This is a genomic window from Frankia tisae (assembly GCF_025403405.1).
GTDB lineage: Bacteria > Actinomycetota > Actinomycetes > Frankiales > Frankiaceae > Frankia > Frankia tisai.
The window spans coordinates 1-10,315 of sequence record NZ_JANEZT010000245.1 but is presented as its reverse complement, the minus strand read 5'-3'; the positions used below and the strand labels follow the sequence as shown (position 1 = coordinate 10,315).

The 10,315-nt window shown below is 73.3% G+C and carries 6 protein-coding genes; 3 read left to right on the top strand and 3 right to left on the bottom strand.

Annotated features, from left to right (window positions below):
* Window positions 1-2,200 (bottom strand): ATP-binding SpoIIE family protein phosphatase (locus tag NBZ85_RS21075; RefSeq protein ID WP_261562458.1); only part of this gene is annotated, 2,200 nt, incomplete at its 3' end.
* A 479-nt stretch (window positions 2,201-2,679) separates the two neighbouring features.
* Between NBZ85_RS21075 and NBZ85_RS21070 the strand changes: the two genes are divergently transcribed.
* Window positions 2,680-4,455, top strand: coding sequence for a glycoside hydrolase family 13 protein (locus tag NBZ85_RS21070; RefSeq protein WP_261562457.1), 1,776 nt, complete (start codon window positions 2,680-2,682; stop codon window positions 4,453-4,455).
* Between the two features lie 49 nt (window positions 4,456-4,504).
* Entirely contained in the window at window positions 4,505-4,909 is a 405-nt protein-coding gene (locus tag NBZ85_RS21065) for a globin (protein ID WP_261559596.1), read from the top strand.
* A gap of 72 nt (window positions 4,910-4,981) precedes the next feature.
* On the opposite strand, the gene ettA is transcribed toward NBZ85_RS21065, so the two are convergent.
* The gene (ettA, locus tag NBZ85_RS21060) at window positions 4,982-6,664 is read right to left on the bottom strand and encodes an energy-dependent translational throttle protein EttA (RefSeq protein ID WP_261559595.1); all 1,683 of its coding nucleotides are present in this window, start codon (window positions 6,662-6,664) and stop codon (window positions 4,982-4,984) included.
* Between the two features lie 185 nt (window positions 6,665-6,849).
* Here ettA and NBZ85_RS21055 point away from each other — a divergent pair, with 185 nt between their 5' ends.
* Entirely contained in the window at window positions 6,850-8,184 is a 1,335-nt protein-coding gene (locus NBZ85_RS21055; RefSeq protein ID WP_261559594.1) for a DUF1254 domain-containing protein, read from the top strand.
* Window positions 8,185-8,206: 22 nt separating this feature from the next.
* Here NBZ85_RS21055 and NBZ85_RS21050 read toward each other — a convergent pair.
* Window positions 8,207-10,315, bottom strand: a 2,109-nt coding sequence (locus NBZ85_RS21050; protein WP_261562456.1) for a DUF7846 domain-containing protein, incomplete at its 5' end; no start/stop codon positions are given.

The window sequence follows — 10,315 nt, the reverse complement described above, 5'->3', positions numbered from 1 at the left end:
GCAGCCGGCCCATGATGCCACCCCCCGGCACGTCGGGGATCTCGATGTCGAACCAGACCCGTTTGCCGCCTGGGGTGGTCTCGACTCCCCAGGCCAGCGACAGCGCCTCCACCAGCAGCAGGCCCCAGCCCGACTCGGGGTCGGGCTTGTTCTCCGCCGCCGCGCCCGGCCGCGGCAGGTGCCCGCCCTCGCGGTCCTCGACACTGATCCGCAGCCGGCCGGGCTCCAGCGACGCCCGCAGCACCAGGTCGCTGCGCGCGTGCAGGACCGCGTTCGTCACCACCTCGCTGACCAGCAGCGTCGCGTCGTCCACCGCGGTGATGCCGTAGTCGAGCATGACGTCGCGCATCGCCATCCGGGCCTGCCCGGCGGAGGCGGCCACCGCGGGCAGCGCCAGTTCGAGCAGCGGCGGGTTCACGGACTGGGTGGTCAGCACCAGCACAGCCGTGTCGTCGTCGGTGCGAGCCGGCAGGTCGGCGGCGATCAGGCAGCGTTCGAGCAGCGAACGGGCCGTCTCCTCGGTGGGGCCCTCGCCGGTGCCGGCGACCGTGTCCGGACCGAACCAGCTCCGCGCGGCGAAGCTGTCGCCACGGGCCCGGCGGCGCCGGTCGGCCCCAGCGCGGCGATCCCCGCCGGCGCGGAGATCCTCCCCGGCCCGGCGGTCCGGGCCGGTGCGACGCTCCCGGCCGCTACGGCGGTCGGCCATGCCCCGCGGCGGTCCGAGGGAGGGCCCGGGCGCCCGCCGGTCGATCCAGACGCCGGTCGACGCCCCGCCCGACCCGCCGGCCGCACCGCCGTCCGCGGCGGCCTCGCCGCCGGCCGCATCGGTCGCCCGGCGACCGTCGTCGGGGGTGCCGTCCGCCGCGGTCAGGCCGGACCGCGCGGCGGCCACCCGGGCGCGCTGCTCGATCAACCCGCAGCGCAGGTTTTCCAGGCCGTCGACCAGTGGCCGGCGCCGCGACTCCACCAGTCCGTCGGTGAACATCACCAGCGCCGACCCTGGCGGCAGCGTCACCGTCGTCTCGCTGAAGCCGCCGCCCTCGCCGACGCCGAGCGGCAGGCCCGGGTCGAGCACAAGGTAGTCCGGGTCCTCGTCGGGGAGAATCACCAGCGGGGCGGGGTGCCCGGCGTTGGCGATGGTCGCCCGGCCGGTGTGCCGGTCGTAGACCGCGTAGATGCAGGTGGCCAGCTGCAGCCCGGGCAGCAGGCCGACGACCCGGTCCAGCCGGGTGAGGACCTCCGCGGGACACCAGTCCTCCAGCGCATAGGCCCGCAGGGCCGCGCGGAGCTGGCCCATCACCGCGGCGGCCCGCAGCCCGCGGCCCATCACGTCGCCGATGGCGACCCCCACCCGGCCGCCGGACAGCGGGATCACGTCGTAGAGGTCGCCGCCGACCTCGGTACCTGCCGTCCCCGGGCGGTACTCCATGGCGATCTCGACACCCTCGAGGGCGGGCGGATGGGCCAGCAGCAGCGAGCGCTGCAGGGTCAGCGCGGACTCCTGGGCCTCTTTGAAGCGCAGGGCGTTGTCCAGCGCGAGGGCGCCGCGGCGGGCCAGGTCCTCCAGCAAGGAGACCTCGGCGTTGGTGTAGAAGCCCGCGCGGCGGCCGACGGTGATGGCGCCGAGGATCCGTCCGTGCACCGACAGCGGCACGTTCACCGTCGGGCCGCCCTGGATGCGGCGGAACTGCTGGTAGGCGGGCTCGTGCGGAAACGACAGCGAGGCCCGCACTTTGTCGAAGTCGGGCAGGCAGTAGGTCTGCCCGTTGCGCAGCACGACGCCGGGCGGGAAGTCGTCGGCGAGCGTGGGATGGCGGACCGCGACGACCGCCCGCATGATCTTGTCGACCTTCGGGTCGACGAAGACGCTGGCATCCAGCCGCACGTCGTCTCCGTCGCGCACCCAGACCATCGCACCGGTGCCGAAGCGCGGCACCGCGAGCCCGGCGATCAGGTCCGGGACGTGCTCCGGATCGAGGGTGCTGGCGAGGACGAGGCCGGCGTCGGCCAGGAACGACGACGGCGAGGCGGCCGGCCCACCCCCGCCATCGCTGCTCGCGGCACCGCGCAGCGCGCGGGCGATCCCCCACGCGCCGCGCAACCCCGCGGACGCCGAGCGGCGTACCTGCTGCGACATTCGGGCCGCCCCCCGCGAACTGCGGTCGAGTTCGGCATCCGCCGCGACGGTGATCGCGGACATGCCGGACGAATTCTCGGTGACAGGTCCGGACGTCGGGGCTGGATCCTCCCGCCCCCGACCGAATCCGACTCCCGGGACTACGCCGTAACGGCCAGTCACCTGGTCCACCCGCGGAAGTCTAGTTCGGTAACCGGATATCGCGCATGGCGAGAATCTCGACCCGAGCCGGGAGCGGTACCCCATCGCCATCCCTTCGCACCCTCAAGCCGGCTTTGCCACAGCCGATCCCGCGCCGGAGGAGCATGTGTCGCACCTGGGCGGCCGACCGCCCGTCGGCGGCCGGACCGCCGCCGCGGTGGGACAGTTCGAAGCAGTAGGGACGATCGGGATGATCGGACCGGCCGGGGCAGATCGGGCAGGCCCGCGGTGCTCGATGCGCCGTCGGCGACCAGGGCAGCCGGCATCCCGTCGCCAGCACCGGCGACGCCGCCAGGGTGGGTACCGGTCCAGACGGGGCCATGGGCACAAGAAAGGATCACATGGGGATACATCATTCCAGTACTGACTATTACACGAGTGGATCGAGGTCCCGTAACGGGGGGGAAACCCCCCGTTCGTCTCCGGGCAGCATTGGTGACCGGGATGCCGGGTGGTGGCGGCGGGCCGTGCTGTACGAGGTGTACCTGCGCAGCTTCGCCGACTCGGACGGCGACGGCGTCGGCGACCTCACCGGGCTGCGCCAGCACCTGCCGGCCCTCGCGGAGCTGGGCGTGGACGCCCTGTGGATCACACCCTTCTACCCCTCGCCGATGGCCGACCATGGCTACGACGTCGCCGACCACCGCGATGTGGATCCGCTGTTCGGCGGCCTCGCCGACCTCGACGCGCTGCTCGCCGACGCCGCCGAAGCCGGTCTCGCCGTCCTCGTCGATCTCGTCCCGAACCATTCCAGTTCGGTGCATCCGGCCTTCCAGGCGGCGCTGGCGGCCCCGCCGGGCGGACCCGAGCGGGAGCTGTACATCTTCCGCGACGGGCGGGGACCGGACGGCAGCGAGCCCCCGAACAACTGGATGTCCGTCTTCGGCGGCCCGGCCTGGACCAGGGTCCCCGACGGCCAGTGGTACCTGCACCTGTTCGACACCGGGCAGCCCGACTGGAACTGGGATCACCCCGCGGTGCGGGCCGATCACGAGGCGACCCTGCGCTTCTGGCTCGACCGGGGCGTCGACGGCTTCCGCATCGACGTCAGCCACGGCCTGGTCAAGGACGGCGAGCTGCGCGACAACCCGCCCGGCCCGGTGCTCGACGACAGCGGGTTCCGCGAGGAGGGCGAACCGCGGGTCTGGGATCAGGACGGCGTGCACGAGATCTACCGGACCTGGCGGGCGATCACCGACGAGTACACCGCCCGGGACGGCCGCCCCCGGGTGCTGATCGGGGAGACCTGGGTACGCGACCCGGCACGCCTGGCCCGCTACGTCCGACCCGACGAGCTGCACCTGACGTTCTCCTTCTCCCTGCTGACCGCTCCATGGTCAGCTTCGGCATGGCGGACGGTGATCGACACCGAACGCATGGCGCTCGCGGCGGTGGGCGCGCCGGCCACCTGGGTGCTGGCCAACCACGACGTGGTGCGGCCGGTGACCCGTTACGGGGGCGGGGAGGTGGGCGTGCGCCGCGCCCGGGCGGCGCTGCTGACCCTGCTCGCCCTGCCCGGCGTCGCCGTGCTCTACCAGGGTGACGAGCTGGCGCTGCCGCAGGCCGACGTGCCGCCGGCGGCACGCCAGGACCCGGCGTTCGCGCGCTCGGGGGGCACTCTGCCGGGCCGGGACGGCGCCCGCGTGCCGCTGCCCTGGTCGGGCGACGCACCGCCGTACGGGTTCACCGCGGACGGAGTCGACCCGTGGCTGCCGCAGCCGCCCGGCTGGGCCGGCCTCGCGGTGCTCGCGCAGGCCGGCGATCCGATGTCGACCTGGCGGCTCCTGCGCGGGGCGCTCGCGCTGCGCCGGGCCCTGCCGCACCTGCACGGCGACGAGCTGCACTGGCGCGACGACGCACCCGCGGGCTGCCTCGCCTTCGATCGGACGGACGCCGACGGGCGGACCGCCGGCGCGGCGCCCCCCGAGCGGGCGACCCCGGGGGCGCCCACCTCGGTGGGGCCGGCGCGAATGACATGCGTTATGTCGGTAGGGCAGGAGGCTACGATCAACCTCGCCGGCCGGCTGGTGCTCGCGAGCGGACCTGTGGGTTATGACGGCGCGACGCTGACCCTGCCGCCGGATACCACGGCGTGGATCGCGCCCCGCGACGGCTGAGATCGTACCGGCGGTCCGGACGCACGCCGATGTGACGCACAATGGACGGGTGAGCCAGCCCCACACCCCGGCCCAGCCCACGACGACTCTTTTCGATGCCGTCGGCGGGGAGCCGACGTTCCGCACCCTGGTCGCACGGTTCTACCAGGGGGTGGCAAACGATCCGGTGCTACGCCCGCTGTACCCGGAGGAGGATCTGGCGGGTGCGGAGGAGCGCCTGCGCCTGTTCCTCATCCAGTACTGGGGCGGCCCGAGCGACTATCAGGAGCTGCGGGGCCACCCGCGGCTGCGGATGCGGCACGTGCCGTTCGCGATCGGCCCGGTGCAGCGGGACGCCTGGCTCGCCGTGATGGGCGCGGCGGTCGACTCCCTGGGCCTGCCGCCCGACCAGCACAAGACGCTCTGGGACTATCTGCAGATGGCGGCGAACTCGCTGCAGAACCGTGCCGACTGAGCTCCCAGCCCCAGCCCCAGCGCCAGCGGCCGCCGCCCGTGCGGGATTTCCCGCTCGGGCGGCGGCGGGGCGTCAGTCGCGGGTCAGCTTGCGGTAGGTGACGCGATGCGGGCGGGCGGCCTCCTGGCCGAGCCGCTCGATCTTGTTGGCTTCGTAGTCGGCGAAGTTGCCCTCGAACCAGAACCAGCGAGCCGGGTCCTCGTCGGTGCCCTCCCAGGCGAGGATGTGGGTGGCGACCCGGTCGAGGAACCAGCGATCGTGGGAGATGACCACGGCGCAGCCGGCGAACTCCAGCAGCGCCTCCTCCAGCGACCGCAGCGTCTCCACGTCGAGGTCGTTGGTGGGCTCGTCGAGGAGCAGGACGTTACCGCCGCGCTTGAGGGTCAGGGCGAGGTTGAGCCGGTTGCGCTCGCCACCGGACAGCACCCCGACGGGCTTCTGCTGGTCGGGCCCCTTGAACCCGAACGACGACACGTACGCCCGGCTGGGGAAGTCGACCTTGCCGACGACGATGTGGTCAAGGCCGTCGGAGACGATCTGCCAGACGTTCTTCTTCGGGTCGAGGCCGGCCCGGGACTGGTCGACGTAGGCGATGTCGACGGTGTCACCGAGGACGAGGCTGCCCGCGTCGGGGTTCGCCTGCCCCGTGACCATCGTGAACAGCGTGGTCTTGCCGACGCCGTTGGGACCGATCACGCCGACGATGCCGCCGCGCGGCAGGGTGAACGACAGGTCCTCGATGAGCAGACGGCCGTCGAATCCCTTGGCCAGACCCTTGGCCTCGATGACCTGGTTGCCCAGCCGCGGGCCGGGCGGGATCTGGATGTCCTCGAAGTCGCGCGGGCGGGCCCGGTCCGCCTCGGCGGCCAGCTCCTCGTAGCGGGACAGGCGTGACTTGCTCTTGGTCTGGCGGGCCTTCGGGTTGGAGCGGACCCACTCGAGTTCCTGGGCGAGGACCCGGCGCCGCTTGGCGTCCTTCTGGCCCTCGACCTTCAGGCGGCCCGCCTTGGCCTCCAGGTAGGTGGTGTAGTTGCCCTCGTAGGCGTGGGCGCGGCCCCGGTCGAGCTCGAGGATCCAGCCGGCGACGTTGTCGAGGAAGTACCGGTCGTGGGTGACGGCGAGCACGGCGCCGGCATAGCGGGCAAGGTGCTGCTCGAGCCAGGCGACGCTCTCCGCGTCGAGATGGTTGGTCGGCTCGTCGAGCAGCAGCAGGTCGGGCGCCTCGAGCAGCAGCTTGCACAGGGCGACCCGGCGCCGCTCGCCGCCGGACAGCAGCGACACGTCGGCGTCGCCCGGGGGCAGTCGCAACGCGTCCATCGCCTGGTCGAGCTGGCTGTCGAGCTCCCAGGCGTTGCCGGCCTCGATCTTGTCGATGAGCTCGGCCTGCTCACCGAGCAGCGAGTCGAAGTCCGCGTCGGGCGCGGACATCTTCTCGTTGATCTCCTCGTAGCGGGCGAGCACCCGGCGGATCTCGCGCACGCCGTCCTCGACGTTGCCGCGGACGTCCTTGGTCTCGTCGAGAGTCGGCTCCTGGGCGAGCATGCCCACCGAGTATCCGGGACTGAGGAGTGCCTCGCCGTTACTCGGATGGTCGAGCCCAGCCATGATCTTGAGCAGGGACGACTTCCCCGCCCCGTTCGGACCGACCACCCCGATCTTCGCTCCGGGCAGGAATGCCAGGGTCACATCATCGAGGATGACCTTGTCACCGTGGGCCTTGCGCGCTTTGCGCAACTGGAAGACGTACTGCGCCATGCCGTCAACCCTAGGGCATCGCGGCGGCCAACCTCGCGGCGGTGATCGATGGGGTGCCCGCCTACCGCCCGCAGCCGCCGCTCGGCCCCGCCCTCGCACCATCGATGGGATACATCCACCGGATTGCGGGCACGGACGGTACGAGGTTCGGCACCGAACGGCGAGAGGCGGCGGGACGGCGGGGCATGCGTGCAGATGATCACCGGTTCGGGCTTGCGGCCGAGGCCTACGTTTTCGGCCTTCCGCTGGTGAGCACCCTCCGGCTGAGCGGTCGGTTCGCCGACGGGGGGATCGGGCCGCTCGCGCCCGCCGGGTTCAACGCCTTCGCCCACATACGGGATCTGCCGGGCCCGCACTCGCAGTTCGTCGGCGTCCACGCGGACGTGCTGCACTCGGTGGCGCAGGTGGACCTCGCGCCGGGTCCGCTGGTCCTGTCCGTCCCGGACAGCGGTGATCGGTACAGCCTGCTGCTGTTCGTCGACGCCTGGCGCAACAACTTCGCCTATGTGGGACGGCGGACCGGCGCCGGGCGCGGCGGCGCCTACGTGCTGGTCCCGCCTGGCTGGGCGCAGGGCACGCCGCCGGATCTGATCCGCATCGAGACGCCGACCCGTCTGCTGACCGTGATCGGCCAGTTCGGCTTCGACGACCCGGCCGACGCCCGCGCAGTCCACGGCCTGCAGGACGAGCTCCGGCTGAGTCCTCTGGATCCGGGCGCGCGCCGGGCGGAGGGACCGCCGGAGCGTTCGAAGAGCGTCTGCGACGACCTGCGGTTCTGGGAGGAGCTGCGGATCTGGCTGCGGGCCTGTCCCCCGCCGCCGGCCGAGGCCGACCATGCCCGCCGCTTCGCCCCGCTGGGGATCCTCGACGATCCCTCGCCGTATGTCGATCCTGATCCGGCGCTGGCCTGGTCGCTGCGCGGCGGGCTGCGCGCCGGCCGCGACCGGCTGGAACGCGTTGCCCACGCCGGGCGGGCGCTGAGCAACGGCTGGTCGAGCTCCCCGCATGCCCTCGACTTCAACCTGGACCACCTGGGCCTGGGGACCCTCGACGAGCCGGCGTGGCGGATGACCGACCGCGTCCAGGCCCGGCTGGCCCGGGCGATGACGGCGCGCCAGCCGATCGGCGCGACCCACGGCTACGAATGCATCGAGGCGACCTGCCTGGTGGATGCCGAGGGCCGCCGCCTGACGGGCGCGCACCGCTACCTCCTCGACCTGGCGCCGCCGCCCCCGGCGGCGTCCTGGTCGGTGACGATGTACGACGCCCCCGAGTACTACCTGGTGGACAATCCCCAGCACCGGTACTGCGTGGGCAGCCGAAGCCGCGGCCTGCGTCGCGACCCGGACGGCTCGGTCCGCGTCCGCATCCAGAGCGATCCCCCGGCCGACGAGGGCGAGCAGGCCGACTGGCTGCCCGCGGCGACCGGCGACTTCCGTCCCGCGCTGCGGATCTACGGCCCCGGCGAGGACGTCCTCGACGGCACGTACACGCCGCCCCCGATCCGCCGCATCGACTGATCGCTGGGTCTGGGCGGCCTTGCTATCTCCTCTGTGACGTCGGCTTTCGGGCGGCGCCGACGAGGGTGATGCGCAGCGGCGGCCGGGCCCCCGTGCCGACCTCGTCGACCTGCCCCACCGACCCGAGCACCGTGACCGCCGGCTCGCCGCCCGGGTCCGGCGCGGCTCGGGCGCCGGCGAGCCGCACGGGGAGGATCTGCCGGTCGACGCCGCGTTCGTGCCCCTCACGGTCCGTCGCGTACAGCGTCACCGTGACGGAGGTGCCGCGGCCGCCGCGGACCACCGTCGCGGTCGGGCGGGCGGGCGGTCTGCGAGCCGTGCCCGGACGAGCCGGCTCCGAGTCGTCGAGGTCGACGTCGCCCGCGTCGAGGCCGTCAGCGTCGACGGTGACCGTCAGGGACGTCGCGGTTCGCGGGTCCACGGGGACGGACAGCCGGGTCCTTCCGGCAGTGAGCACGAGCCGGGCGGACCGCGCCCCGCGCGGGGTGGCGCCGGACGGGACGGCGATCGCCGCCGCCACCCGGTCCCCGGTCCGGACCGCGAGCCGTTCGACCCGCGCCGTCGACGGCGACCCGGGCGACTGGTCGTACGCGGGGGCGAGGCGCAGCAGGTAGGCCGGCCGGTCGGGATGATCCTCGGCCACGATGAGGTCGTCGGCGCCGCGGGCGATCGCATACAGCACCGGGTCGTCGAGATCCGGGCCGTTGGCCGTCACGGGGGTGGGGTGGCCGAGGAAGGCCGGGTTGGCCGCGACGAACACCAGCGGCCGCTGCGGCAGCCGGCGCATCATGGCGCGCAGATCCCGGTCGTTGCCGGTCAACGTGAGGTTGTCACGCACCGCCACGGAGAGAACGACGATCGTGAGAGCGACGACGGCGGCGACCACGGGGACGAGCACGGCGAGCCCGAGCCGGCGGCCACGGGCGACCAGGGCCGCCGCACCCCACGCGGATCCGGACGCGCCGAGATGCACGAGCGGGATGAGAACGGGAACCATGTAGAAGGGGCCGACGTAGCGGATGCCGCCCCACAGCTCGGCGGCGTTCCACGCCCCCCAGAAGCCGACATACCCGATCAGGAACAGCAGTCCGCCGAGGCCCAGCAGCGCGGCCGGCCCGGACAGCCGGCGCCGCACCCCGGCGGCGAGCGCCGCCACCGCGAGCACGACGCCGCCGAAGGCCCAGCCGCCGAGCAGCCACAGATGGTCCCCGACGGAGCTCAGGCCCTCAGCGAAGCCGAAGTCGTGGCGCCCATCGGCCGGGTAGAGCTTGCGCCGCCCGAAGCCGATCCGATCGTCGGGTTCGAGCAGCGCGAACGGCAGGCGTAACGGGTTCCCGGTCGCCGCCGCGTTCGTGAGCAGCACGATCACCACCGGCACGGCTAGGCCGCACAGCAGCCACCGCAGCAGCCACCAGCGCCGCCCGGCGCAGGACACCAGCAGCCAGACCGCGAGGGGCACCAGCAGCAGCACGACGTCGTACGGCCGCACCGCCGCGGCGACGCCGAGCGCGACCCCGGCGCCCACCAGGGGCAGCGCGCGGTGGGACCGCCGGCCCCGCAGCACCCCGAGCACGGTCGCCTGGAGCAGGACCAGCGCCGGCAGATAGCTGAGCACCATGGCGCTCTGCAGGAGGACCAGTGGGGACAGGGCGAGCAGGGTCGCGGACAGCGCCGCGACCCTGCGGCTGCCCGACAGTTCGACGCCGAGCAGGTAGGTGACGACAACCGCCGCCGCCGCGATCACGGCAAGCGCCGGATCGATGCTGCCCGCGACGAACAGGCTGGCCGCGAAGATCGCGGGCACGAAGGGCGTGTACTTCAGAACATAGTGATCGCCGACGACGGTGCCGAGCCACGGCAGGTAGGACTGCGCGGGATGCGGCGCGGGCGGGAACAGCCTGCCCTCGGCCAGCGTCCGAGCGTGCAGCAGGTAGATGCCCTCGTCGTTGTTGACCGACAGCAGGGGGAAGACGGTGTGCCGCAGCGCGACGGCGGCGGCCGCGCTCAGGATGGCGAGCACGGCGACATACCGCGCGGCCCCTGGCACAGCGGCGAGGCGGCCCCGCAGTCGCCGGCCGAGGGTGTCCCCGCCCGGCTCCCCGCCGCCGCCCGTGGGGACCCTCACCCGGAC

What these genes read in the sequence shown, in the direction of transcription:
- NBZ85_RS21070 (WP_261562457.1), top strand. Translation starts at nt 2,680, where the DNA reads ATGGGGATACATCATTCCAGTACTGACTATTACACGAGTGGATCGAGG.
- NBZ85_RS21055 (WP_261559594.1), top strand. Translation starts at nt 6,850, where the DNA reads ATGCGTGCAGATGATCACCGGTTCGGGCTTGCGGCCGAGGCCTACGTT.
- ettA (WP_261559595.1), bottom strand. Translation starts at nt 6,664, where the DNA reads ATGGCGCAGTACGTCTTCCAGTTGCGCAAAGCGCGCAAGGCCCACGGT.